The organism is Anaerobacillus sp. ABA4_114 (genome assembly GCF_056159065.1).
On the sequence record NZ_JBSWUM010000001.1, the window covers coordinates 2,057,668 to 2,082,311 of the forward strand.

Genomic DNA, 24,644 nt, shown 5'->3' on the forward strand with positions numbered 1-24,644 from the left:
ATAATGATATGAATTAAAGAAAGGGTTGCATAATATGGAGTTACGGCAGCTATATTACTTTATGGAAGTGGCTAGACGAGAACATGTAACAGAAGCTGCTACCTCACTTCATGTTGCACAGTCAGCTGTAAGTAGACAGATTTCAAACCTAGAATCAGAACTTGGTGTTCAGCTGTTCTTTCGTGAAGGAAGAAACGTAAAGTTGACGCAAGTAGGACACATTTTTAAAGATCATGCTGAGACTGCTATTGCAGAAATTGAAAGAGCGACTCAAGCTGTTCATGAATATTTAAATCCCGAAACTGGAACCATTCGTGTGGGATTTCCAAACAGTCTTGCAGCAAAAACCCTTCCCACTGTAATTTCTGCATTTAGGAATGAGCATCCAAGCGTTGGGTTTCAACTTCGTCAAGGTTCCTTACAAGAATTAACTGAGGCAGTCAGTAAAGGCGAAATCGATCTAGCTTTCGTCTCTCCTGTCCCGAAAGATCGTACAGATGTAGAAGGTCATATATTCTTTACAGAGAAGCTTCTCGCCCTCCTTCCGTTTAATCATCCGTTAGCTGACAATCCAATGGTCAGGCTCGGCCAACTGAAGAACGATCCTTTTGTACTGTTTCGTTCTGGATATGCGTTACATCATCTCGTTACTTCAGCATGTCAGCAAGTGGGCTTTAAACCACGTATCGCGTTTGAAGGGGAAGACATCGATACGATTAAAGGCCTTGTTGCGGCAGGTCTCGGAGTGAGCTTGCTGCCTGAAATCACGCTTTCTGAACAATTACCCCCGGAAACGGTCAAGATTGAACTATCCGAGCCCAATGTAACGAGAACAGTTGGGGTAATTATTCCAGTCGGAAGAGATCTCGCTCCATCCGAAAGGAAGTTTTTTGAATTTCTTACCCATTTTTATGAAGTTCTTAACCGCTTTGGCCAATAAATAGGACATCGGATACATATTGCACCATCAAATAGAAAAAGGATGAGACTTGAGGTCTCATCCCTTTTTATCTATTAGCAATCAAATTACAGATTTTTATCTTACAACACCTTTATGGTGATTTTAATACTCTCTAGTCTTAGACGGTAACGTTAAGAAAAACGCTAGTATCATTCCAAGCAGAAATATTACTACGCTTGCTAGGTACATTCTCTCATACCCGGCTAGTACTGTACTTTTTTCTATGGAAACAATCGTTTTATCACTTGCTGAAACTGCAATGAACCCTGCTAATATCACTGGGCCAAGCGATGTTCCGATCGAACGGAACAAACTAACGAGAGATTGACTTGCACCTGCTTCTTTCTCTGACGTGAGCTCAAACATAATGTAGTTAAGAGGAGTACCCATTGTAAATCCTATGCCGACCCCAGAAAAAATCATACCTATGATAAGCATTAGCCATCCGTTTGCTAGGAAACTAAAAATGAGTGCCCCTATTAAACTCAAACTAAAGCCAGTGAGCACAACTTGTTTCGCTCCCCATTTATCGAGTAAAACACCTCCGATCGGTGCAGCGAATCCAGAAGCAAGAGCTAGGATAACCATGACATACCCACCTCTTCCGGTTGAAAGCCCCAAAAGCAGCTCTGAAAAAGAAGGGATAAAGATCATGCTTATGATCCCTATTCCGGTAATCGTTGAGATTAACAACGCTAAGACAATATTTCGATTACGGAAATATGAAATGTTGATGATTGGATCACCATGCGAAGCTTCTATCGTTAAGAAAGGATAAACTAAAACAATACTAAAGAGTAATAACGGCCATACTGTTAACGTTGTAAAAGATTCGATAAGGTTATTCGTATCCAGATTTGTCAATCCGAGTAATAACGAAACAATAATGACGGATAGGAAAAGAGCTCCCTTCCAATCAAGCCTCGAACGGTACCCCTTTTGTTCTTCTAACGGCAGCTTTAATGCCATAAGAAAGATGATGAAAGCAATGGGGATATTCATGAAGAAAATCCATCGCCAGCTTACTTGAGCAACTAGAAATCCTCCTACAGCAGGTCCGAGAATAGAAGCGATTCCGAACATGGCTCCTATCAATCCGAGCGCCATTCCTCTCTTCTCTTTAGGAAAACTACTCCCAATAACAGCGTTTGCAATAGGAATAATACCTCCAGCTCCTGCTGCTTGAATCGCTCTTCCTGTTAAAAGCTGTAGAAGTGACCCACTTATACCGGCAATAAGAGAACCGAGAGCTAACAGGAATATACCAACAAGGAATATTCGCTTCCTACCATAAAGATCTGCCAGTTTTCCGATAATCGGCATACTGACTGCGTAAACAAGGGTGTAGATCGTAACGACCCATACAGTAAATTTCAAATCGATATCGAGTTCTTTAACCAATGTGGTTAAAGCAGGTGAAATCACACCTGAATCTAATGCGCCTAAGAATACTCCTAGGAGGAATGTTAGAAGGAGAAAACGTTGTTGCTTACCCATCATGGTCCACTCCCTTGAGAACAATATTTGGTCTACTCAGACCACAATAATTGCTTGAGATGTTTGTAATCTTCAACGTAAAAGTCTGCTCCATCTGCAGTATTTTGAAATAAACATGTTTTCATCCCAACTTCTTTTGCTGGTATGATATCTAATAAACGGTCACCCACAGCTAGATCTAATTCATGCTTGTTATGTAAATAGCGATAAGAAGCTGCGTCTGGTTTTCTTGGATATCCATCATCACCTGCTACCAGATCGGCAAAAAGATGTTCCATATTAAAATGCTGAAGAATGGTGATGACTTCTTCCCTTGGTTTGTGAGTCATGATGACATTAAGGTCTGATTTGTTCAGAATTTCCATAACACCTTCAAAAGGAGGCTTCTTACCAGGAGAAAGGGCGTTATCTAACACTCTAAATTCTTCAACTTGTTCCATTGTTAATCCAAATACATTTGTGGCATGTCGAAATGAAACTTTTAACTCTTTCAATATCTCTTCATTTGAAACATGTTCAGGAACAAACCGTTTCATAATACTAACAAAAGCTGGATACGTATCGAATAACGTGCCATCAAAATCCCATAAAATCTTCACGACTTCACTCCTTTACGTTAATCCTAAAGAAAAGCCGCTCGATCGAGCGGCTCTTTCATTAAAACTGAGTTTTTTCCTCTAAAAAGTTCTTTAGTTCAGAGATTGGCATTCTTTGTTGTTCCATTGTATCTCGGTCTCGTACAGTTACTTGCTTATCTTCAAGGGAATCAAAATCGAACGTAATCGCAAATGGTGTACCTACTTCATCGTGTCTGCGGTAACGTTTACCGATCGATCCAGCTTCATCGTAATCCACCATGAAATACTTCGCAAGTTCAGCATGAACTTCCCTAGCTTCATCCGATAATTTCTTTGAAAGTGGCAATACTGCTGCTTTAAACGGTGCTAAAGCAGGATGGAAATGCATGACACTACGAGACGTGCCATCTTCTAATTCTTGCTCTTCGTACGCTTCGATTAAGAATGCTAGTGTAACGCGGTCTGCCCCTAATGATGGTTCGATGCAATAAGGAACATAGCGCTCGCCTGTTTGCTGATCGTGGTACGTAAAGTCTTCGTTCGAATGTTCCATGTGCTTTTTCAAGTCATAATCTGTTCTTGAAGCAACTCCCCATAGTTCACCCCAACCGAATGGGAATTTGTACTCGATATCAGTAGTCGCATTACTATAATGAGAGAGCTCATCTTCAGCGTGCTCACGAAGGCGGATATTATCTTGATCAACGCCAAGATTCAATAGCCAGTTCTTACAGTAATCTTTCCAATACTGGTGCCATTCTAGTTCATCTCCAGGTTTGCAGAAGAATTCTAACTCCATTTGCTCAAATTCACGCGTACGGAATGTAAAGTTACCAGGTGTAATCTCATTTCTAAAGCTTTTTCCGACTTGTGCAATTCCGAAAGGCACTTTCTTTCTCATCGAACGCTGCACGTTTTTAAAGTTCACGAAAATACCTTGTGCTGTTTCAGGGCGAAGATAAATGTCGCTTGTACTTGAAGTCGTTACCCCTTGCTGTGTTTTAAACATGAGGTCAAATTGACGAATCTCTGTAAAGTCTTGACTGTCACACTCTGGGCACTTAATGTTATGATTTTCAATCAACCGCTCCATCTCTTCAAACGATAATCCATCAGCAATCATTTCGTTGCCTTCTTCAGAAAGTGCATCTTCAATCAGCTTATCTGCACGATGACGTGTTTTACAGCTCTTACAATCAATCAACGGGTCGTTGAAATTTCCTAGGTGACCAGATGCAACCCAAGTCTTAGGGTTCATCAAGATTGCCGCATCCAGTCCGCTATTGTGAGGAGACTCCTGTACGAACTTCTTCCACCACGCTGCTTTGATGTTGTTTTTAAGTTCTACACCTAATGGACCGTAATCCCAAGTGTTCGCTAAACCTCCGTAAATATCGGAACCAGCGAAAATAAATCCTCTGTGCTTTGAAATGGCAACGATTTGTTCCATCGAAATACTCATTTAAATCTCTCCTTCTTATCATTGTCTAACAACATAAAAAGCTCCCGCCCTCGGACAAAAATTTGTCCGGGGACGAGAGCGTATGCACCCGCGGTTCCACCCCAGTTGATGTGAAAGAACACATCCACTTTACGGTATCAACTCCAGACCGCCGTTTCACTAGACCTTTTTCGGGCTTCCACCGTCCCCGAATCTCTATAAAAAGGGTTACCTAGCTACTATCTGTCCTTCACAGTTGTTAGCTTATATATGTAATTGATATCACATATGATACAAAAAAGTTTTACTGAAAGTCAAGCGCAATCTACTCAGTATTCATAGACTACCCACTTGCCTAACTGTTTACACACATCAGATTCTTTACTTCTAAAAAAAGAGCTATCAATCGATAGCCCTCCGTTTTTGTATACGCACAGGTGTTGGATCTTTTTTGCGGTCGAGAAATGCTCGGATTTCATCTTTCTTCAACCCGATTTCTCGTGCAACTTTCATCAGCATTACCCACTCTTGATCAAGTGCTTGTTCTGGCCTGGTTTTAATCATGGCCACCCTCTCCTCCTTTGATATTTCCAGGAGGACCAGCCGTCATCGTTGAATGTTCTCAACATTAGACCTGTGTCTTTGCGTCCCATTCTTTAGAATGGTTTGCCTTTTTCTGGAGAGTTAGAACAGACACGCACTACAATGTAACGGCAGTGCTAAATCAATAGTAAAACGGGACTAAAAATTGAGAAAGTTTAATAGTTTATACAATTATACTATATTTTAGCAATAATTCAATATATTTTGTATCGATTCTAACACTTTATCTTCTGCATCATAAACTAATCATGTATGATCTTGCTAAAGCTTGATCAGGGAGGGAATCGAATGGAACGAAATCAGATTGGAACCGCATGGCAAGGCACTCACGTCGTTTTACTAAGGTGTACTCCCTTAAACAAAGTTGTAGGATTTTATCCTAGTCTCCATGCACCTACAGAACCTGTAAGTCATCTTTGCAGTGAAGCATTATCGACATACCTCAGCATCGGTTATGTCATATCACATGTACATTCATTACAGGACGGAACGGTCGAGTATATCTTGACAAAAAATTAAAACAGCCCGTCGAGATTGCCTCGACAGGCTGTTTATTAAAAGTCAGATAAGTAATCTTTTACTTGATCTGGATTCTTTGTGTTGGCACTATGAAGATGCCCAACTTTTTTTCCATCTTTATAAACGAGGAGACTTGGAATACCCATCACTTCATTTTCCTCTGTTATTTCAGGGAATTGCTCAATATCAATTTGTGCCCATTGTTTATCGCTATGTTCTTTGATGATATCGTCGATAAATAAGTCAAGGCGTTTACAGTCCGGGCACCAATTCGCTTCGTATTTTAATATCGTCACTTTAGAATCATTGATTAGATTATCATAAGATTGTTTTGATTCGATTTGTTGCATGTAAATCTTCTCCTTTACTCGTTACTATAGGCTAGTATAACTTACAATGAGATCATTTGTCTGTAATTGTGATTACAGTTTTCTATAAAGAGATACCAGTGTTAACGAGTGCTTCAGAAATAACCATGTGGCCACATTCATTAGGGTGTATGCCATCAAAGGACAAAAGCCGTTCTTCATTGCCCTCAAACAAACGATAAGCATCTGCCACTTTTACATCATTATTCTTTGTACATGTTACTAGATTTTGATTAAATCGATTGACCCAATCTTTTGCGAATGAAAGATGGGGATAAGGATTATACAAATTAACGATTCGAATCATAGCAGGCTTCTTTACTGTCATCGATAGGTGGCTTACAATCCAATTCATGTTTGTACAGCATTCTTCGAGCGCTTTCTGGAAAACAGCTTCTTCCTTATTTATAGCAAACTCTTCAGCTGCATCGATCAAATCATTTCCACCGGCCGTAATCGTAATAACATTGGCATGTTCGATCGGTAACGATTGCTCTAGCCAGTCTCTAACGTCGCGAGTAGTTGCTCCATTTCTTGCATATTTTGTTAGGAGAACATTTTCTTCTAACTTATCAAAGATAGCCGAACGATAGTAATCTGGAAAAGTCGGTGAAAAAAGGATTGTGCCTGTACCTAATGTAATAGAATCTCCAATAGCCGAATAAAGAAGATGCGACAAACCATCACCTCTTTCCAAAGATGATTTACTATATTCATCGCACCTATAAAAAGTTCATCTCAACATTCGAGTGATTCTGTATTAAAGTGAACTCAGAGCACACTTTATTGTTATAGACAAGCAGCGGTACAAGGAATTCTCCGGCCAATTGATAGAGATCTTCTTGTCTTTCTGGCTGTTCAAGGACATTCACTTCATCAAAGGAAATACCTGACTGCTTAAGGAGTCTTTTTGTTTTCTCACATTCAATGCAACTTGTTATCGTGTATAATCGAATATGTTCCATGTTAGACAAGTACCCTCCTAACAATTAGAGTATAACGGTATACGATTTATGATAATGTAAGCTATCTTACTCGTGAAAATTACTTGATTTAAGAACTGAAGGTGATCTTATGGATAAATTGACGATGCTTTCCCAGATAAACTTATTTGATGAAATGGAAATGAATGATTTAGTACAGATCGATCGTGTTAGCGATATGAAGCCAGTTAAAAAAGGAACCATCATCGTAGGACCTACAAAGCCGATGAAAGCGTTATTTTTATTGAAACAAGGAAATGTACGTTTGTATCGCTCCAATGATAGCGGAAAACAATTAACGGTCGATATTCTTGGAGATGGCAACATTTTTGGAGAAACCTCTAGTTTCTCACTAAGTGATGATTCTGTTTATGTTGAAGCGATGACAGACGTTTATTTATGTATTATCGGAAAAGAACAATTTGAAACTTTGCTCTCAGAAAACCCCAAGCTCGCCATAAAATTCATTGAAATACTGTCTTCACGCTTAAAAGAAATTTATGAAATGAGTGAAAACATTGCACTCAGAAGTGTAAAATATCGGGTGTTGTCTTTACTATTAAAACTTAGTGAGAAATTTGGAAAGCGTAAGAACGAATGGCAAACGATCGAGATCAAGCTTACACATTACGACATGGCTACGATGATCGGTTCTACTAGAGAAACTGTCAGTGCCACAATAGGAGACTTGAAAAAAGCTGGATACATAAAGAAGAACCCGTTAACTTTCGCCATACATGCTGAAAAAGCTAACAATTATTTAAGTGAAAATGGAGAGTAAAGATCAGAAATCTACAAACTTAAGCTGCCGAGGAATCCTCGACAGCTTTTTTAGTCATAATGATACTCTATAAAATACAAATCGAATCATTATGATTGCGTTTTTCCATCCGTTCCTTTTTGATTATCTTTTGTTCCTTCTAATTTATCCCATTTAATCGGTCTGTTTAAATTAAGTTTCTTTTTCAAATTCAATAAGCAGTTAAAATGACCAACATACCACTTATCGAATTTCACCATATGAATGGTCTCCCAGTCTCTCATCTCCTTTGTACATCCATCACAATGTATTTCCATTAAAGGCACTTCCTCTTAAGTAGATTTGTTTATTTATATTCAAACTACCAGGAATGTGATTGGTCATTTGTACGTAAAAAAGCGCATCCGTAGATGCGCTTCCTTATCTTACTTTAAATTTTCAGGATTTAATCCATTGAGATAGTCTGGTACAAACTTACCATCTTTTCTTATCAATTCATCATCAAACCAAATTTCTCCTCCACCATATTCAGGTCTTTGAATCAGCACCATGTCCCAGTGAACTGCTGAATCATTTCCGTTTGGTGCTTCGTCATAAGATTGCCCTGGAGTAAAGTGGAACGATCCGTCGATCTTTTCATCGAACAAGATATCTTTCATCGGCTCGCGAATATACGGGTTAACTCCGATTGCGAATTCACCGATATACCTAGCACCTTCATCAGTATCGAGTATGCTGTTCAATCGTTCTGTATCGTTCGCTGTCGCATCGATAATCTTTCCATTTTCAAACGTTAGCTGAACATTTTCGAAAACGAACCCATTGTATGGAGATGGTGTATTGTACGTGATCACGCCATTAACACTATCCACGACAGGGGCGGTAAATACTTCTCCATCAGGGATATTCAGTTGCCCTGCACATTTAATTGCTGGTATATCTTTGATGGAAAAGCTTAAATTCGTATCAGGTGAAACGATTCTTACAGAATCTGCACGATTCATTCGGTCCACAAGCGCATCCATCGCTTCATTCATCTTCGCGTAATCCATCGTACAAACATTAAAATAATAATCTTCAAATGCTTCTGTACTCATACTAGAGAGCTGAGCCATAGATGGGTTAGGATATCTCATTACAACCCACTTCGTATGTTTAACTCGTTGATTACTATGAACCTTTGTTTTATATACCTGATTAAACAATGCCATTTTTGCTTCAGGTACATCAGCAAACTCATTGATGTTGTCCGCGCCGCGAATACCGATATAAGCATCCATGCCTTCCATCTGGCGAAGATCATGTGTAGTCCAAGCTTCGATTTGCTCCTCGGTCGCTTCTAATAATAGTTCACGAATAATCTGATTGTCTCGAAGGTTCACATGTGGAAAGCCGCCTGCTTTATGTACCTCTTTTACTAAGCTCCGAACAAGTGAATTATCGATATTAAATGCTTCGATTAAAACATGCTCACCTTTTTCAATTCTTGTAGAATAGTGAACAAGATTTTCTGCTAATTTCTTAATACGAGAATCGATCATATTCTCCCTCTTTTCATTAATGACTTTACACCTATATTATAAGCGCTCTGTTATCTATCCTTCAAATGATTCGTTAATAACAAAAACCGGAGAAAGTCTCCGGTCTTCTGTTATTTCGTATTTGGATCGTATTCCATGTAAATCACATGCGTTTTAAGGTACTCGTTTAGACCATGTTTTCCATCCGCACCACCGATTCCAGATTGCCCCATGCCTGCGTGGAACCCTTGAACAGCTTCAAAGTTTTCACGATTAACGTACGTTTCACCATACTTAAGCTCATTAGAAGCTCTCATCACATCATGAATATTATCACTGAAGATAGAAGATGAAAGACCGTAACGTGTATCGTTAGCCGCTTCAAGAACATGATCGAAATCGCTGTAGATTACGATTGGTAGGACAGGACCGAAAATTTCCTCTTGAATGATCTCCATATCTTGAGAAACGTCCGTTAACACGGTTGGTTCAAAATAATAGCCTTTCTCTCGGTCTATTCTCTTTCCACCCGTTTTCACTACTGCACCTGCTTCAACAGCATTGTTCACCATTTTCTCAACTGATTCAAGCTGTTCTTTGTTAACCAATGGACCGATATCGCATCCTTCTTCATCCAAAGAGTTGCCTACCTTTGTATCTTTAAAGGACTGAGTGATTTTTTCAATAAATTCATCTGCAACGTCTTCGTGGACATATACCCGTTCAGCATTCGTACAAGCCTGGCCGTTATTCGTAATTCTAGAAGTCGTGATTTTCTCAACTGCTAAATCGATATTCGCATGCTTTGTAACGATTGCAGGAGCTTTTCCTCCGAGTTCCAGGTTGACTTTCGTGATATTTTTAGCTGCTGCCTCCATCACTTTTGATCCTGCTGGATAACTCCCGGTTAAACTGATCATCGCAACATCAGGTGAAGATGCGAGCGGATTTCCAATATCAGATCCTTTACCAGTCACGAGGTTGAAGACTCCTTTTGGTAAACCGACTTCATGGATGATTGAAGTGAGTTCACATGCAGTGTTTGGAGTATACTGACTAGGTTTAATAATGATCGGGCACCCGGTTACAAAAGCTGGAGCTACTTTTCTAGCGAAGATGAACATCGGAAAATTCCATGGTACGATTCCCCCAACAACGCCAATTGGCTTTTTGAAGACCATGATGTTCTCATTCGGGCGGTCGCTAGGAAGTACTTCTCCTTCATATCTTCTCGCCCATCCTGCCATGTATCTAAAATAATCGATCGTAAGCTCTACTTCAGCTTTCGAAGCGTCTACCGTCTTTCCGTTTTCTTCAGTGAGCATCGTGATAAACGAATCTTTAGCTTCTTCTATTTTATCTGCAATTTTATATAAGTAATCGGCTCGTTCAATCGAGGTTTTCGCTTCCCACTCTTTTTGAGATGCTTTTGCAGCCGAAATGGCACGTTCGATATCCTTTTCATCCCCAAGCTGAATTTGTGAAATGGTTTCTTCCGTCGCTGGGTTGATGACATCGATCGTTTCTTCACTGTTACTATTCGTAAATTCTCCGTTTATATATAGCTGATACCGTTTCAATTGCAATACCTCCTACGTCTTGATGGAGGATACATTCCCAGGAATAAACATTTCAAAACCTTAAGGACGTCTTGAGTATGCTTAGATACTAGTAATTCCAGCGTGTAATGGTCTAGCGATCCATTTTTGAAGTGCTGCATGATGCTGTTTCGCATCTTCATATCCTTGATCATACAGAAGGGATAACCTTTCTTTTGAACGTTCGATACGATCCACTGCTAACGGTGTAGATGGTTGGATGACATAATAGTGTTCGGGATTTGACTCAATATGCTCGAGTGTTCGATTGTATCGTTCATACCTAGAATTGATGGCTGAGGCAAGCTTCGGATTTCTTTTATACAGTCGTTTGATGACCCACGAGAACTTGGACCGTTTCTTTCGATACCCGGCATTCCGTGTTAGTACGACGACATTCAAATGATTACCGTCACGTTCAGATTTAAAGATCGGGATTGGATCTGCAATTCCACCGTCCAACAATAGTTTATCCTGCACTCTCACTGGAGGAGCCATAAAAGGTAATGAACTAGAAGCTCTTAAAATCGATAGGAGCTGATCAGGTGCTTTTTCATTTTGAAAATAAACGGGTTCACCAGTGTATGTATCGGTCGTACCAACTATAAATTTCTCAGTAGTGGATGCGAAGGTGTCGAAATCAAACGGTACATGTTCAGTTGGTATGTCATTAAAAATCAAATCCATTCCAAAAAGCTGTTTCTTTCTTATTAAATTTTTATAAGACAGATATTCAGGGTGATTCACATAGTCGATGGTGACCTTTCTATTCCTCCCTGGCTGCCTTGAGAGATAAGATGCTGCGTTACAAGCTCCGGCAGAAACACCGATCACATAAGGAAAATAAAGCTCGTTCTCCATGAAGTATTCGAGTACGCCAGCAGTATATACACCCCTCATACCGCCGCCTTCTAATACTAAACCGATCGATTCCAAAGATAATCCCCCTTTTACATTTTTTTCTTATAATAAGTGTAAGGGATTACTCCGTTTAGCTCTACACGAAAAAAACCCCTGCAAGGGCAGGGATTATTCTTCACGCTCTTCATTTTTAACCGTTTTGTGACCGGTAGAGGCTTCATTAGGAAATGCTGTTTCATCTGCGTGCTGAGGACGTTTTCGCTGCATGCCTTTCTTCTTATGGTCGAATGCTTTCCCTCTTCCCAAAAGAAATCTCCTCCTTTCCAACTTTCATGAATAGTATCTCTCGCGTACCTTACTCTATTCTGAAATAAAATTAAAAAAGTTGAAATGGATTGTATATAAAACCAACAATGTGTGCATCATATATTTTGAAGAGGGAAGTTAAAAGTGCAAAAGGAATTACGGCTAACTTATCTAGGGAGATGGTCGCGTTGAACAACTCTGTTGGGAAAACAAGGCTCTAACTACTTTCATTAGAAAGAGGTGTCTCCAAAAGACAATTACCGTTTTACCCCATCGCTTTATTAGCAAAAGCTAACCTTCCTTCTTCAAGAGGGTCTTATCCATAAGGGTAGGGCCCTTTCTTTATGTGATGGGTTCTTCAACACTTAGGTGTTTTTTTGCTAAATCCAGCTGTTGAACGATTTGCTCTGGAGATGTACCACCATAGCTTTTTCTTGCACTCATCACGTTATATGGTTTTAAGACTTCAAAAACATCTTCACTAAATAAGTCTGTAAACTCTTTGTACTCATCAAGACTAAGATCCAGCAGGTACTTGTTTTGCTGAATACAATGGAGAACGATTTTTCCGATCATTTCATGTGACTCTCTAAATGTCATCCCTTTGTTAACAAGGTAATCGGCAATATCGGTTGCATTCGAATAATCTTCATTAACTGCTTTTTTCATGTTTTCTTTCTTCACTGTCATGGTCGCGATCATCGGTGCGAGAAGCTGAAGTGCGCCATCTAGCGTTTTCGCTGTATCAAACATTCCTTCTTTGTCTTCTTGCATGTCTTTGTTATAAGCAAGCGGCAGTCCTTTTAAGACGGTAAGAAGACTGAATAGATTTCCGTAGACGCGACCTGTCTTTGCTCTTAGCAATTCCGGAACATCCGGATTTTTCTTTTGCGGCATGATGCTGGACCCTGTACAGAAAGAATCATCGAGTTCGATGAACTGAAATTCCTGGCTGCTCCAAATCACCAATTCTTCTGATAAGCGAGACATGTGCATCATAAGCATGGAGGCATTCGATAAGAATTCCAGAATAAAGTCGCGATCACTGACAGCATCCATACTGTTAGGATAAACAGCATCGAAACCGAGAAGCTCAGCGGAACGCTGTCGATCGATTGGAAAAGTCGTTCCAGCAAGAGCTCCAGCTCCGAGTGGCAGCATGTTCGCACGCTTCAAGCTATCCTGAAATCGTTTTTTATCCCGTTCGAACATCCAAAAGTACGCGAGAATGTGATGAGCAAATGAAACCGGCTGTGCACGCTGCAGGTGCGTATACCCCGGCAAAACGGTTTCCACATGCTCTTCAGCCTGGGTGATGATGGCTTCTTGGACAAGCTCAATATGCTTAATAAACTGCTTCACTTTTTTCACAAGGTACATATGCATATCGGTTGCAACTTGATCATTTCTGCTTCTACCGGTATGAAGTTTCCCACCTACAGGTCCAATCTCATCGATTAAAGCTTTCTCGATATTCATATGAATATCTTCATGAGAAACATCATATTCAAATTCGCCAGACTGAATTTTTTCGAGGACGATCGATAAACCGCGCTTGATCTCTTTCATATCGTCCTCTGTAATCACACCGCACTCTGAAAGCATTTGAACATGGGCTAGGCTGCCTTCGATATCTTCTTCTGCTAGTTCCTTATCAAATTGAATGGAAGCTGTATATTCTTCAACGAGTTTATTGGTTTGTTTGGTAAAGCGTCCTCCCCATAACTTAGACACACTAACATCTCCTTATTGATGGACTTTTTGCTTTTGCTTTTTGTGAACTTCAGCGTTTACTTTCGTTGGTAAGCCCCACAACTTAATAAATCCTACCGCTGCCTCATGATCGAACATGTCTCCCTTAAGATAAGTAGCTAACTGTTCGTTGTAAAGGGAGTTCTCTGATTTACGTCCAACGACTGTATTCGTTCCTTTGTGTAGTTTGATACGTATTTTCCCACTCACTACTTTTTGCGTTTCGTTAATGAACCCTTCTAGCGCTTGACGAAGCGGTGAATACCATAAACCGTCGTAGATCAGCTTCGACATTTGTTGATCGATCGTTGTTTTGAACTGAGATACTTCACGTGTGTGTGTTAAGAACTCTAGCTCTTTATGAGCGTTGATCAAGATCAATGCACCTGGGTTTTCGTACACCTCTCTTGATTTGATCCCAACAAGACGATTTTCGATGTGATCGATACGGCCGATTCCATGCTTTCCACCGATGATGTTTAGTTTTTCGATCAAGTCGACGAACCCTAATTGCTCATCATTCAATGCGACTGGGCGGCCTTCTTCAAAGTCGATTTCGATGTATTCAGGTTTATCAGGCGTCATTTCGAGTGGTGCCGTCCAATCAAATGCTGCTTCAGGTGCTTCCGCCCAAGGATCTTCAAGTACTCCAGCCTCACATGCACGACCCCAGATATTCGCATCGATTGAAAACGGGTTATCTAGCTTTACAGGAACCGGAATCCCTTTTTCTTCTGCATAGGCAATCTGTTCATCACGTGTCATGCCCCATTCACGAACTGGAGCAATCACTTTTAGGTTCGGGTTCAGCGCTTGAATGGAAACTTCGAAACGCACCTGGTCATTTCCTTTTCCAGTACATCCGTGTGCGACGGCTGTTGCGCCTTCTTTTTCTGCTACTTCTACAAGAAGTTTCGAAATTAAAGGACGTGAAAGAGCGGAAGACAGCGGGTATTTCCCTTCATATAGTGCGTTTGCTTTTAGTGCTGGTAGCAGATATTCTTCTGCAAGTAATTCTTTACCTTCGATCATATATGCTTTCGAAGCGCCAACGTTCAGCGCTTTTTCTCTAATGGTTTCTAGATCTTTACCTTCACCAACATCAAGTCCAAGAGCAATCACTTCATAGTCGTATTTCTCTTGAAGCCATTTGATTGAAATTGAGGTATCTAGCCCTCCGGAATAAGCAAGAATCAGTTTCTCTTTACTCATGTGATCCACTCCCTATCTCTGTATTAATATATATACTAACGTATATTTATTCAAATTGCATCAAAAAAAATCAATTTTTTAATAAAATTTTTAAAAGTGCTTTTTGGGCATGCAGACGATTTTCTGCTTCCTGGTATACAACGGAATGTGGACCGTCTATAACGCCTGTTGTAACCTCTTCTCCGCGGTGTGCTGGAAGACAGTGCATAAAGATGTAATTTTCATTCGCTTTTATACATAGCTCTTCATTCACTTGATAAGGTTCGAACACACCTTCACGTTCTTCTTGTTCAGATTCTTGCCCCATACTCGCCCATACATCGGTTATGATCACATCAGCATTTTGGATCGCGACTTCTGGATCTGTCGTCACTTCAATAATAGAACCTGTTTCTTGTGCAGTTTCTTTCGCTTGCGACAAGATCGTTTCATCTGGTTCATATCCCTCTGGACATGCGATTGTAAAATGCATTCCTACTTTTGCTGCTCCTTCAATTAAAGAGTGTGCAACGTTGTTTCCATCTCCAAAATAAGCTGCTTTTAGGCCTTTTAAGTACCCTTTCTTCTCTACAATCGTAAGAAGGTCTGCTAGGATTTGGGCTGGATGATGGAGGTCTGTGAGTCCGTTAATTACCGGAATCTCGGATGCTTCTGCGAACTGTTCAATCGTATCGTGTGCATACGTTCGAATCATCACGCCATCGAGATAGCCAGCTAACACATTCGCTGTATCAACAACTGACTCCCCTCGCCCTAGCTGAATATCTTTTGAACTTAGAAAGAGGGCGTGCCCTCCTAGTTGCAGCATCGCTACCTCAAATGAGACGCGAGTTCTCGTTGAAGACTTTTCGAAAATCATCCCAAGGACCTTTCCTTTTAGCTCTTCATGTGGAATGCCTTGTTTTTGTAAGTCTTTTAATTCTTCTGCGACTTTTAGGATATATAATAGTTCTTCAGTTGATAACTCATTGATCGTTAAGAAATCTTTTCCTTTTAAGCTTTCTTCAATTTTCTGTTCATATGTTTGAATCATATTCTCATCCTTCCTATTGTGTAACTTGCTTAAGATCGTGCCATTCTTGAATAGATGTAACGCTTGTTTTCTGTTGTTCGCCTAACGTAATCAATTGAAGTGTGTCTAAGTGTGTGAAGCATGGAATCTTGTAACGTGTACCTAACGCTCTGATTTGGAAACCTAAGCGATTTTTCTCACGTCCGATAGTTGGAATCGAAATAATTGCTTCAACCTCCTTGCTGATCAGTTGTTCAATCGCTGTTAGATTCTTCTCAACTTCTATAGACTGAACGCCTTCGCTCACTAGAAAGTTATGTGTACCAGGAGTTGCATATAATGTGACGCCTTTTTTTGTGAGCTCATCAAGTAGCAGAAGAGCGGCGTCTTTCGTTTCGTTATTGATTGAACATAGAACTGCTTTTGGAAGGCTAGATTTAACTGTAGGGATAATCGCCTTACTCAGTGCTTCCGTAACCGTTGAAGCGACAGAGAGCACTTCTCCAGTTGATTTCATCTCAGGCCCTAGCACATGATCCACGTTTTTTAACTTACCGTTTGAGAATATTGGAAACTTAACGGTGTAATACGGCTTTTCTTTCAATAATCCTTGTTCAGGAAGCTTACTTCCGTTGTTTAACTGCGCTTCGATCGCCCATTCAACGATTGGAACATTCGTCACTTTGCTCATTAACGGCACCGTTCTCGAAGCTCGTGGATTGATTTCCAACACGTAGATAGTATCTTCGCTAATGACAAATTGAATGTTCATGAGTCCACTGCATTGAAGTGCCTTCGATAGCTTTTCTGAATAGGTGGTGATTACTTGTTTTTGTTCATCCGTTAACGAGATTGGTGGATAGATAGCGGTACTATCTCCAGAGTGAACGCCGGCACGTTCAAGGTGCTCCATAATACCTGGAATCGCGATCTCTTCGCCATTACAAATGACGTCTACTTCACACTCCGTGCCTTCAACGAATCGATCTAATAGAAACGGCCACATTTTCTTTGAACTTGAGCCAAGTTTTTTCGTATATCGCTTCAGTTCATCCATCGTTCTAAAAATAAACATATTCTGTCCACCGATTACGTAGGAAGGTCTAACGATGATTGGGAACGTTAAATCAGCTGCTAACTGTTCCATTTCTTCAGGGTCATATGCCATTTTCCCTTCAACATAAGGAATGGTTAAGGAATCCAAAAGCTTATAAAACTGATCTCTGTCTTCCACTTTATTAATGTTCTCAACAGGCGTACCGAGGACTGGAATACCTCTTTCATGCAGTTCCTCCGCAAGGTTGACTGCTGTTTGACCGCCGAACTGAACAGCTACTCCCACAATGTTTTCTTTCTCAATAACAGCTAGCACATCTTCGATTGCAAGTGGTTCAAAGTATAAACGATCAGCAATAGAGTAATCTGTGCTCACAGTTTCTGGGTTGTTGTTCATAACGACAGCGCGGTAACCGAATTTTTTAACTGCGAGAGTGGCATGCACAGAGCAATAATCGAATTCGACTCCTTGACCGATTCGGATTGGACCTGACCCAAGAATAAGAATGGATGCATCAGGCTGATTCTCCGCTTCATCTTTTCCAAGGTACGTTGAGTAGAAATACGGTGTGACGGCTTCAAACTCACCTGCACAAGTATCCACCTGCTTCATTCCTCGCTCGATTCCTACTTCTTTACACTGAGTACGCACGATATCGATTGTTTTACCGATCGCCTCAGCAATAAACTCATCGCTAATATTTAGCTTCTTCGATTGAACAAGCAGCTCTGTAGACGGTTCAGTCGTTTGTTTCAATTTCAATTCTGTATCGACGACCTTTTTAATTTTTACGAGGAACCATGTGTCGATCGACGTGTGGTTTCTTACCTCTTCAATGCTCAGCCCTCTTTTGAACGCTTCTCCAATAAGGAATAATCTTTCATCTGTAGGCGTTGTTAAGCTCTTTAGTAATTCTTCATTCTGTAAGTTTTGATAGTGTTCACCAGTTAAGGCATAACGTCCGATCTCTAGTGAGCGGATCGCTTTATTGAGCGCCCCTTCAAAGTTACGATCAATCGCCATCACTTCGCCTGTTGCTTTCATTTGTGTACCTAACACGCGATCTCCTTCAGGAAACTTATCGAATGGAAATCTTGGTAGCTTGACGACAAGATAATCTAGAGCGGGTTCGAATGCTGCGAACGTGTTCCCTGTTATTGGATTTGGCAATTCATCTAAGGTGTAACCGATCGCACATTTTGCTGCCATACGGGCGATGGGATACCCTGTTGCTTTTGATGCAAGTGCTGAGGAACGACTCACCCGAGGGTTAACCTCAATAATGTGGTAATCGTTCGATTCTGGATGTAAACCGATTTGAATATTACAGCCGCCGATCACGTCCAGTGCTCGAATGACTTTTAACGAAACGTCTCTTAGCATTTGATACTGATAATCGTTTAGCGTCTGTGAAGGTGCGACGACAATTGAATCACCGGTATGAATTCCGACCGGATCCATGTTTTCCATGTTACAGACAATCATGCACGTATCATTTTTATCTCTCATCACTTCATATTCGATTTCTTTCCATCCAAGCATACTTTTCTCGATCAACACTTGATGTATTGGGCTAAGGGATAGGCCTCTCTCCACGATTTCTTCTAATTCCTGATCATTCGCAGCAAAACCGCCCCCTTCACCGCCAAGTGTATAGGCTGGTCGCACCATAATCGGGTAACCGATTTCCGATGCGAACGTTAACGCGTCTTCTTTTGAAAGAGCGATCTTTGATTCAGGAACCGGCTCTCCGATGTCGATCATCATCTGTCTGAATCTTTCGCGATCCTCACCATTTTGAATCGACTCGACTGAAGTTCCAAGCAGCTCGACATTGTGCTTTTCTAATATTCCTTTTTCATATAAGTTAACGGCAAGGTTAAGCCCTGTTTGGCCGCCTAGTGTTCCGATTAGTCCATCGGGTTGTTCCTTCATCAATACTTCTTCTACATATTCAAGTGTCATTGGCTCCATATAAACGCGATCTGCAATTGAAGAATCGGTCATGATGGTTGCTGGATTATTGTTGATAAGAATAACTTCGATTCCTTCTTCTTTAAGTGCCAGACACGCCTGTGTTCCAGCGTAATCAAATTCTGCAGCTTGACCGATCACGATTGGACCAGATCCTATAATAACGACTTTTTTCAGTTCTTTACGTAAAGGCATAATGATGTTCTCCTGTTTGTGAAATTTGCTGTAAAAATGAGTTGAACAGAAACGCGGTATCAGAAGGTCCAGCATGTGCTTCGGGGTGGAATTGAACCGATTGGATGCTGAGCTTGTTGTGTTTTAACCCTTCTACGGTTTCATCATTTATATTAGTGAACGATACGGTGAAATTGGTTTTTTCAAGGCTTTCACTCACCACTTCATAGCCGTGGTTTTGAGAAGTGATATAAACTTTCCCTGTTTCTGTATGCTTAACAGGGTGATTTGAACCTCTGTGTCCAAAAAGAAGCTTTCTCGTTTGTGCACCATGTGAAAGCGCGAGAAGTTGATGACCAAGACAGATCCCGAATGTTGGGTATTGTTCACTAATCTTTTTAATGGTTTGGAACTGATCTGATAAGTCTTTCGGATCACCTGGTCCGTTACTTAACACAATGCCATCTGGTTTTAGAGCAGTGATGGATTCGTAACTAGTGTTATATGGGATAACCGTTACACAACATCCTAGATCAAGTAAGGACGTTAAGATCGATTTCTTATATCCATAGTCCATCAAAATCACGTGAGGACCATCAGCAGGATAATGCTTCGTCTCTTTAGTGGAAACGAACGGGACAAACACATTGTCATAGGTCCAATCTTCTTCGATCTCATTGGGAGCTTGTGATGTGATCTTCCCCTTCATCGTCCCATGTCCTCGAAGCAGCTTTACTATAGCTCTCGTATCAACACCGGTAAGGGAAGGAATCTTTTTTTCCTCGAGTCCATTTGAAAATGAGTTCTTAGATAAGTAATGACTAGGGATATCACACTGTTCACCTGTGACGACTCCGTGTAAGTAGAGCCCCTCACTTTCACTATCCAGCTCATTTAATCCATAGTTTCCGATCTGCGGATAGCAAAAAACAATGATCTGTCCTGCATAGGAAGGATCAGAAACAATTTCTTGATAACCAGTCATACTCGTATTAAAAACTACTTCTCCAAAAGCCTCTCCTTCATCATTCATTAGTTCGCCTTCGAACACAGCACCGTTTTCTAGAACGAGATATCCTTTCTTCATTTGTGATCCTCTCCTTGCAGTTCAAATACTTGCTTCAATACGAATATAAATTCATTTATTTCTTCACAGCTTACATTTAATGGAGGTAAAATTCTGATTACATTCGGCCCAGCTGGTAAAACAAGTACGCCTTTTTCTCGAAGTGCCTTGATGAATGAAGCTGCATGATCTACTTCGATTCCAAGAAGCAGCCCTTTCCCTCTTACCTCATGTACAGCCGGGTATTTCGTGAATGGTTGTAATTCACTCATAAGAGTTTCTGAAGCGCTTTTCACTTTTTCCAAAAGGTCGATCACTTCAATCACTGTCGCAACCCCAGCCGCGCTTGCTAATGGATTGCCACCAAATGTGCTTCCGTGAGTTCCTGGGCCAAAGGCCGTCGCGATTTCCGATTTTGATAACATAGCTCCGATCGGAAATCCAGATCCTAGACCTTTTGCAAGTGTGATAATGTCCGGATCAAACCCATACTGTTCATGTGCAAATAGCGTCCCCGTCCTACCGATACCAGTTTGGACTTCATCCACAACGAGAAGGATATGATGCTTTTTACAAGTAGCAACGAGCTGATCGATCCAATCTTTGTTTGCTGGTCTAACGCCTCCTTCACCTTGAACGAGTTCAAACATCACAGCGGCGGGCTTTAGCTCTTCGATCATTGTGAGGCTTTCATAATCATTGAATGGTAGATAATGAAACCCTTCAAGCATGGATCCGAATCCTTGCTGAAGCTTCGGTTGTGCAGTCGCCGATAACGATCCTAACGTTCGACCATGAAAGGAATTTGAAAAAGTCACGATTGCTTCTTTTCCGCTCCACTTTCTTACAAGTTTGATCGCCGCTTCATTTGCTTCTGTTCCACTATTACAGAAGAACGCTTCGTCAAAACAGCTATTCTGAGTAAGAAGATTTGCGAGCTCTTCTTGTTTTGGGATGTTGTAGAGATTTGAACAATGCCACAGCATATTAAGCTGCTCCTCTATCGCTTTCTTTACGAATGAAGGCTGATGGCCAAGATTACAAGTGGCAATACCCGATGTGAAATCAAGATACTTCTTCCCCTCCGTATCGTAAAGGTAGCTTCCGAACCCTTTTTCTACGGTTAACGGAAGGCGATTGTATGTTTTCATAAGGCTTTCTGTAACTTTAGTTTGATGCGACATCCTCTAGCTCCTTCCGTACGATTCGGGTGCCAATCGAGCGATTCTCGACGGCTTTTTGTAACGCTTGCTCTTCTTTTCCATTTAAAATAATGACAGAACTGACTTCCTCAGATAACGCTGCTAATGCGCTTTTTACTTTAGGAATCATCCCTCCGAAAATAACGCCACTTTCGATCAATTCCATAATTTTTTCTTCATCTAGACACGGATAAACAACGTTCTCTCCGTTCACTGTTTCATAAATTCCTGGTATATCGCTGACAAGGCAAATAGGGGCTCGTAATGCTTTGGCTACGGCAGATGCTGCTTCATCGCCATTGATATTTAGTGTTTCTCCGCCTTGGTCCATACTGATTGGTGAAACGATCGGAATATAGCCACCTTCAGAAAGCTGGGTTATCAGTATCCTATCTACCTTATTGACTTTCCCAACCCGACCGAGTGCTCGGTCGATGATCTCACATTGAAACAATGCTCCGTCCACTCCGCTTATTCCTACTGCCTTCCCACCAGCTTGGTAAATCTTTTTAACTAGTAACTTATTTACTTTTCCACTTAGGACCATTTCAACGATATCCACCATCTCTTCAGAAGTTACTCTCATTCCATCTACGAACTGTGTCTCGATCGAGGCTTGCTCGAGCATCAATGAGATCTCCGGACCGCCTCCATGGACGATGACTGGATGAACACCATAGATTTTTTTTAATTTTACGATGTCATGATAAAAGCTTTCTGGTAGTTCACTTAGAACACTGCCTCCACATTTAATGACAAAATAGCTTTTCTCACGTTCGGTATGATGCATTGATTCTGACGTAGTCATAAGAAAGGTCACACCCCCAAGCAACGGCTTTTTCGTTCCCATTATGAAGATCGACATGAATCTCAATCGTTTCACTTTCTAAGTATTCCTTTGCTTTCTCTTCACTGAAAGCTGTTGTAATTCCGTGATCGACGACGTTGATCGGTCCGATCGATATGGATAGTGATTCTTCCTCAACTGTTTCACCGCTATAACCGATCGCACATACGATTCTTCCCCAGTTTGCATCGGCACCATGAATTGCAGTCTTGACGAGGTTAGATCCTACGATCGATTTTGCGATCGCTGTGGCGCCTTCTTTTGTTTCGGCCCCACTCACATGAACTTCAACTAACTTAGTCGCTCCCTCTCCGTCTTTCGCGATCATTTTTGCTAGCTGCTGGCTGACATATTCTAGAGCGGTAACAAATGTTGACCAATCTGAATGGTTTTTATTTAACGGCACGTTAGCTGCTTTTCCGTTCGCCATTAAGAGCACCATGTCGTTCGTACTCGTTTCGCCGTCCACTGTGATCATATTATAGGTTCGATTCGTTATGTCATTTAGAGCAGATTGTAAAGCCTTCTGTTCCACAGCTGCATCTGTCGTAACAAATGCCAGCATGGTCGCCATATTGGGTTTGATCATTCCAGAGCCTTTGGCTGCTCCTCCGATCGTGACCTCTTTTCCATCGATCTCACATGTTACCGCTACTTCTTTCGTAACTTTATCAGTCGTAACGATCGCCTCAGCAAACTGGTTACCATTCGTTGAATTTTTATAGTCTGGTATTCTATTAATTCCATTAAGAATGGCATCCATCGGCAAATATTCACCGATAACACCAGTAGAAGTAACGGCTGTTTCTGTTTCCTTCAAATTCATGATGTTCGCAAACTGTTTTCTCATTTCGTATGCGTCTTCTAAGCCTTTCTTACCTGTAAATGCGTTCGCGTTCCCTGAATTGACCACGATCCCTTGTAAGGTTCCACCAACTAGACTTTCTTGAGTAACCTTAAGCGGAGGGGCTTGAAAGGTATTCATCGTGAATACACCTGCAGCGACTGCTGGAACGTGCGAGGTAATCCATCCTAGGTCTTTACGTTTTCGCTTAAATCCTGCATGAAACCCTCCTGCTTCATATCCTTTTGGTGAAGTCACTGTACCGTTTTCTAAAATAGTAAACTGCCCTTCTTCTTTAACTGCTATCGTCACATCTTTCAATCCTTTCAATTTAGAATCATGGGAATACAGGTGTAAGTTCTAAGCCTGCTTTTTCAGGTAATCCGAAGCGTAGATTCATATTTTGTACTGCCTGCCCTGCTGCACCTTTCATCAAGTTATCGATTACTGAAATGACGGTTAAGCGATTTGTTCTAGGGTCTACTGAAAATCCAATATCGCAATAGTTCGATCCAGATACTCCTTTTGGTGTTGGCCACTTTCCTTCAGGCATAATTCGGATAAAAGGATGATTGTCATAATAAGAGCGATATAGTTCAATGATGTCACTTGTTGTTTTCGATTCAGTTAAATCAATATACATACTGCACATCATCCCCCTCGTTAATGGGATTAGATGAGTTGAGAAAGAAACACGACTATCCATTTCAATTTGATCTGACAGAATTTGTTCAATCTCTGGGATGTGCTGATGTTTCCCGAGTTTATAAGCCGATATGTTCTCGTTAACTTCAGAATAATGTGTTGTTTGGCTAATCTTTCGTCCTGCACCAGATAACCCTGATTTGCCATCTATGATTAACGTAGCCGGGTTACCCCACTTTCGTTTTAGGACTGGCAGAATACCAAGTAAGGTCGCAGTCGGATAACAGCCTGGGTTCGCAATTAAAGCTGCTGTGGAAATGTCTTCACGATAGAATTCCGGCAAACCGTACACGGCTTTATTTAACACCTCTTTTGGTGGTGATGTATGTTTATACCACTCTTCGTATGTTCCTTCACCCTTCAATCTGAAATCTCCAGATAAATCGATACACGGAACACCTAATTTGAGCAACGTTGGGATAGACTCAGAGCTAACACCGGCAGGAGTAGCAAAAAAGACGACGTCTACCTTACTGGCAAGCTCCTCACATTGAAGGGAGTCGAACTCCTCTATGACAAGATCTTTAAGATGTGGAAACACTTCTTCTACTCTCATTTCTGCATTCGATGGAGATACGATCGTATCAATTTTTATGTGCGGATGTTGAAGCAATATTCGTATCAATTCTAGTCCGCTATATCCACTTGCACCTACAATACCTGCTTTCACTACTTCAACTCCCTTAAATCTTTGTTATTGAATGATTATACATACACAAGAATATATATACAATAGGTTTTTAGATATTTTAAAAATTATTTTATAAACAATAAAAAAGCACGCCCCTCGATGAGGAGCGTGCT

At 40.9% G+C, this 24,644-nt stretch carries 24 protein-coding genes and 1 riboswitch; of the genes, 3 read left to right on the top strand and 21 right to left on the bottom strand.

Annotation, left to right across the window (positions count from 1 at the left end; genetic code table 11):
* Positions 1 to 34 precede the first annotated feature (34 nt).
* Positions 35 to 940 (top strand): glutamate biosynthesis transcriptional regulator GltC, encoded by a 906-nt coding sequence (gltC, locus tag ACXAEY_RS10340; protein ID WP_270182128.1) that lies wholly within the window; start codon positions 35 to 37, stop codon positions 938 to 940.
* 123 nt (positions 941 to 1,063) lie between these two features.
* On the opposite strand, the gene ACXAEY_RS10345 is transcribed toward gltC, so the two are convergent.
* The 4 genes from ACXAEY_RS10345 to ACXAEY_RS10360 all read right to left on the bottom strand — a co-directional run bounded on the left by ACXAEY_RS10345 (position 1,064) and on the right by ACXAEY_RS10360 (position 5,041).
* Positions 1,064 to 2,458 (bottom strand): MFS transporter, encoded by a 1,395-nt coding sequence (locus ACXAEY_RS10345; RefSeq protein WP_474811835.1) that lies wholly within the window; start codon positions 2,456 to 2,458, stop codon positions 1,064 to 1,066.
* Between the two features lie 32 nt (positions 2,459 to 2,490).
* Entirely contained in the window at positions 2,491 to 3,057 is a 567-nt protein-coding gene (locus tag ACXAEY_RS10350; RefSeq protein ID WP_474811837.1) for an HAD-IA family hydrolase, read from the bottom strand.
* 58 nt (positions 3,058 to 3,115) lie between these two features.
* The gene (locus ACXAEY_RS10355; RefSeq protein ID WP_474811839.1) at positions 3,116 to 4,498 is read right to left on the bottom strand and encodes a glycine--tRNA ligase; all 1,383 of its coding nucleotides are present in this window, start codon (positions 4,496 to 4,498) and stop codon (positions 3,116 to 3,118) included.
* A 381-nt stretch (positions 4,499 to 4,879) separates the two neighbouring features.
* Entirely contained in the window at positions 4,880 to 5,041 is a 162-nt protein-coding gene (locus tag ACXAEY_RS10360) for an anti-repressor SinI family protein (protein ID WP_270182124.1), read from the bottom strand.
* Between the two features lie 26 nt (positions 5,042 to 5,067).
* A riboswitch (cyclic di-GMP riboswitch) is annotated at positions 5,068 to 5,158 on the bottom strand.
* Positions 5,159 to 5,368: 210 nt separating this feature from the next.
* On the opposite strand from ACXAEY_RS10360, the gene ACXAEY_RS10365 reads away from it, so the two are divergent.
* Positions 5,369 to 5,599: a hypothetical protein gene (locus tag ACXAEY_RS10365; protein ID WP_270182123.1), complete on the top strand. Its 231-nt coding sequence runs from the start codon at positions 5,369 to 5,371 to the stop codon at positions 5,597 to 5,599.
* Positions 5,600 to 5,634: 35 nt separating this feature from the next.
* On the opposite strand, the gene ACXAEY_RS10370 is transcribed toward ACXAEY_RS10365, so the two are convergent.
* The 3 genes from ACXAEY_RS10370 to ACXAEY_RS10380 all read right to left on the bottom strand — a co-directional run bounded on the left by ACXAEY_RS10370 (position 5,635) and on the right by ACXAEY_RS10380 (position 6,932).
* Entirely contained in the window at positions 5,635 to 5,949 is a 315-nt protein-coding gene (locus ACXAEY_RS10370; protein WP_474811842.1) for a thioredoxin family protein, read from the bottom strand.
* 82 nt (positions 5,950 to 6,031) lie between these two features.
* Positions 6,032 to 6,646, bottom strand: coding sequence for an SGNH/GDSL hydrolase family protein (locus ACXAEY_RS10375; protein WP_474811843.1), 615 nt, complete (start codon positions 6,644 to 6,646; stop codon positions 6,032 to 6,034).
* Positions 6,647 to 6,689: 43 nt separating this feature from the next.
* Positions 6,690 to 6,932, bottom strand: a complete 243-nt coding sequence (locus ACXAEY_RS10380; RefSeq protein ID WP_270182366.1) for a glutaredoxin family protein — start codon at positions 6,930 to 6,932, stop codon at positions 6,690 to 6,692.
* Positions 6,933 to 7,041: 109 nt separating this feature from the next.
* Here ACXAEY_RS10380 and ACXAEY_RS10385 point away from each other — a divergent pair, with 109 nt between their 5' ends.
* Positions 7,042 to 7,731, top strand: a complete 690-nt coding sequence (locus ACXAEY_RS10385; RefSeq protein WP_270182120.1) for a Crp/Fnr family transcriptional regulator — start codon at positions 7,042 to 7,044, stop codon at positions 7,729 to 7,731.
* Positions 7,732 to 7,820: 89 nt separating this feature from the next.
* On the opposite strand, the gene ACXAEY_RS10390 is transcribed toward ACXAEY_RS10385, so the two are convergent.
* The 14 genes from ACXAEY_RS10390 to argC form a co-directional block, all read right to left on the bottom strand.
* Positions 7,821 to 8,027 (bottom strand): hypothetical protein, encoded by a 207-nt coding sequence (locus ACXAEY_RS10390; protein WP_224882559.1) that lies wholly within the window; start codon positions 8,025 to 8,027, stop codon positions 7,821 to 7,823.
* Between the two features lie 108 nt (positions 8,028 to 8,135).
* On the bottom strand, positions 8,136 to 9,251 hold the full coding sequence (locus ACXAEY_RS10395; RefSeq protein WP_474811846.1) for an aminopeptidase: 1,116 nt from the start codon (positions 9,249 to 9,251) through the stop codon (positions 8,136 to 8,138).
* Positions 9,252 to 9,361: 110 nt separating this feature from the next.
* A complete protein-coding gene (aldA, locus tag ACXAEY_RS10400; RefSeq protein ID WP_474811848.1) occupies positions 9,362 to 10,810 on the bottom strand; it encodes an aldehyde dehydrogenase in 1,449 nt (482 codons plus the stop codon).
* Positions 10,811 to 10,891: 81 nt separating this feature from the next.
* Complete coding sequence (locus ACXAEY_RS10405; RefSeq protein WP_474811850.1) at positions 10,892 to 11,764, bottom strand: patatin-like phospholipase family protein; 873 nt, start codon at positions 11,762 to 11,764, stop codon at positions 10,892 to 10,894.
* Positions 11,765 to 11,857: 93 nt separating this feature from the next.
* The gene (locus tag ACXAEY_RS10410) at positions 11,858 to 11,995 is read right to left on the bottom strand and encodes a hypothetical protein (protein WP_270182116.1); all 138 of its coding nucleotides are present in this window, start codon (positions 11,993 to 11,995) and stop codon (positions 11,858 to 11,860) included.
* A gap of 342 nt (positions 11,996 to 12,337) precedes the next feature.
* Positions 12,338 to 13,729 carry an argininosuccinate lyase gene (gene argH, locus ACXAEY_RS10415; protein WP_474811852.1) on the bottom strand — a complete coding sequence of 464 codons (1,392 nt, stop codon included), beginning with the start codon at positions 13,727 to 13,729 and terminating at the stop codon, positions 12,338 to 12,340.
* A 12-nt stretch (positions 13,730 to 13,741) separates the two neighbouring features.
* Positions 13,742 to 14,959 carry an argininosuccinate synthase gene (locus tag ACXAEY_RS10420; protein ID WP_474811854.1) on the bottom strand — a complete coding sequence of 406 codons (1,218 nt, stop codon included), beginning with the start codon at positions 14,957 to 14,959 and terminating at the stop codon, positions 13,742 to 13,744.
* Positions 14,960 to 15,029: 70 nt separating this feature from the next.
* Positions 15,030 to 15,992, bottom strand: coding sequence for an ornithine carbamoyltransferase (gene argF, locus ACXAEY_RS10425; protein ID WP_270182113.1), 963 nt, complete (start codon positions 15,990 to 15,992; stop codon positions 15,030 to 15,032).
* A gap of 13 nt (positions 15,993 to 16,005) precedes the next feature.
* Positions 16,006 to 19,197, bottom strand: a complete 3,192-nt coding sequence (carB, locus tag ACXAEY_RS10430) for a carbamoyl-phosphate synthase (glutamine-hydrolyzing) large subunit (RefSeq protein ID WP_474811856.1) — start codon at positions 19,195 to 19,197, stop codon at positions 16,006 to 16,008.
* On the bottom strand, positions 19,184 to 20,263 hold the full coding sequence (locus tag ACXAEY_RS10435; protein ID WP_474811858.1) for a carbamoyl phosphate synthase small subunit: 1,080 nt from the start codon (positions 20,261 to 20,263) through the stop codon (positions 19,184 to 19,186). The genes carB and ACXAEY_RS10435 overlap by 14 nt, the downstream gene beginning before the upstream one ends.
* On the bottom strand, positions 20,260 to 21,426 hold the full coding sequence (locus tag ACXAEY_RS10440; RefSeq protein ID WP_474811860.1) for an acetylornithine transaminase: 1,167 nt from the start codon (positions 21,424 to 21,426) through the stop codon (positions 20,260 to 20,262). The genes ACXAEY_RS10435 and ACXAEY_RS10440 overlap by 4 nt, the downstream gene beginning before the upstream one ends.
* Positions 21,410 to 22,252: an acetylglutamate kinase gene (argB, locus tag ACXAEY_RS10445; protein WP_474811862.1), complete on the bottom strand. Its 843-nt coding sequence runs from the start codon at positions 22,250 to 22,252 to the stop codon at positions 21,410 to 21,412. The genes ACXAEY_RS10440 and argB overlap by 17 nt, the downstream gene beginning before the upstream one ends.
* Entirely contained in the window at positions 22,215 to 23,447 is a 1,233-nt protein-coding gene (gene argJ, locus ACXAEY_RS10450; RefSeq protein ID WP_474811864.1) for a bifunctional glutamate N-acetyltransferase/amino-acid acetyltransferase ArgJ, read from the bottom strand. Before argJ ends, argB begins: the two co-directional genes overlap by 38 nt.
* 25 nt (positions 23,448 to 23,472) lie before the next feature.
* Entirely contained in the window at positions 23,473 to 24,510 is a 1,038-nt protein-coding gene (gene argC / locus ACXAEY_RS10455) for an N-acetyl-gamma-glutamyl-phosphate reductase (protein WP_474811866.1), read from the bottom strand.
* Positions 24,511 to 24,644 lie beyond the last annotated feature (134 nt).

Excerpts from the sequence above, each read along its gene's own strand:
- ACXAEY_RS10360 (WP_270182124.1), bottom strand. The coding sequence starts at position 5,041 with ATGATTAAAACCAGGCCAGAACAAGCACTTGATCAAGAGTGGGTAATG.
- ACXAEY_RS10420 (WP_474811854.1), bottom strand. The coding sequence starts at position 14,959 with ATGAGTAAAGAGAAACTGATTCTTGCTTATTCCGGAGGGCTAGATACC.
- ACXAEY_RS10355 (WP_474811839.1), bottom strand. The coding sequence starts at position 4,498 with ATGAGTATTTCGATGGAACAAATCGTTGCCATTTCAAAGCACAGAGGA.
- argF (WP_270182113.1), bottom strand. The coding sequence starts at position 15,992 with ATGATTCAAACATATGAACAGAAAATTGAAGAAAGCTTAAAAGGAAAA.
- carB (WP_474811856.1), bottom strand. The coding sequence starts at position 19,197 with ATGCCTTTACGTAAAGAACTGAAAAAAGTCGTTATTATAGGATCTGGT.
- ACXAEY_RS10435 (WP_474811858.1), bottom strand. The coding sequence starts at position 20,263 with ATGAAGAAAGGATATCTCGTTCTAGAAAACGGTGCTGTGTTCGAAGGC.
- ACXAEY_RS10440 (WP_474811860.1), bottom strand. The coding sequence starts at position 21,426 with ATGTCGCATCAAACTAAAGTTACAGAAAGCCTTATGAAAACATACAAT.
- ACXAEY_RS10380 (WP_270182366.1), bottom strand. The coding sequence starts at position 6,932 with ATGGAACATATTCGATTATACACGATAACAAGTTGCATTGAATGTGAG.
- ACXAEY_RS10365 (WP_270182123.1), top strand. The coding sequence starts at position 5,369 with ATGGAACGAAATCAGATTGGAACCGCATGGCAAGGCACTCACGTCGTT.
- gltC (WP_270182128.1), top strand. The coding sequence starts at position 35 with ATGGAGTTACGGCAGCTATATTACTTTATGGAAGTGGCTAGACGAGAA.
- ACXAEY_RS10385 (WP_270182120.1), top strand. The coding sequence starts at position 7,042 with ATGGATAAATTGACGATGCTTTCCCAGATAAACTTATTTGATGAAATG.
- ACXAEY_RS10390 (WP_224882559.1), bottom strand. The coding sequence starts at position 8,027 with ATGGAAATACATTGTGATGGATGTACAAAGGAGATGAGAGACTGGGAG.
- argB (WP_474811862.1), bottom strand. The coding sequence starts at position 22,252 with ATGACTACGTCAGAATCAATGCATCATACCGAACGTGAGAAAAGCTAT.
- ACXAEY_RS10370 (WP_474811842.1), bottom strand. The coding sequence starts at position 5,949 with ATGCAACAAATCGAATCAAAACAATCTTATGATAATCTAATCAATGAT.
- ACXAEY_RS10345 (WP_474811835.1), bottom strand. The coding sequence starts at position 2,458 with ATGGGTAAGCAACAACGTTTTCTCCTTCTAACATTCCTCCTAGGAGTA.
- ACXAEY_RS10395 (WP_474811846.1), bottom strand. The coding sequence starts at position 9,251 with ATGATCGATTCTCGTATTAAGAAATTAGCAGAAAATCTTGTTCACTAT.